Raw genomic sequence first — 374 nt, 5'->3', positions numbered from 1 at the left:
GATATTTAGGTGAGCTGCTTGTTGCAAGCTGGTTATTTACAGCAACGTTAAAGTTTGCAGGCGAAATTGCGGTTCAACTACAAGGTGATGGACCCGTAAAATATGCGGTGATCAATGGAGATCATCAACAAAATATGCGTCGCATTGCGCGACGACAACGAGATCCAACTGCCTCAACCCTCAAAGAGCACCTTGGCCACGGCGACAGGTGTATCACGAGTACTCCAACTCAAGGTGCGCGGTACCAAGGGATAGTACCTTTAGAGCCTGATACATAAAGTGAATGTATATAAAGCTATTTTCAGCAGTCTGAGCAATTAAAAACACGCCTTTGGTTTGCAACCGATACTAAAGAGGGCAGCGCCAAGGCATGT

1 pseudogene is annotated in these 374 nt (G+C 46.0%); it reads left to right on the top strand.

The window, feature by feature from the left end:
• Positions 1-374 (top strand): annotated as a pseudogene (locus tag CWB76_RS19895) (Hsp33 family molecular chaperone HslO); the annotation flags it as partial.

Origin of the sequence: Pseudoalteromonas sp. S1609 (assembly GCF_005887255.1) — a bacterium.
Classification (GTDB): Bacteria; Pseudomonadota; Gammaproteobacteria; order Enterobacterales; family Alteromonadaceae; genus Pseudoalteromonas.
The sequence above is the reverse complement of the archived record's forward strand: the minus strand, read 5'-3'. Positions and strand labels throughout refer to the sequence as shown.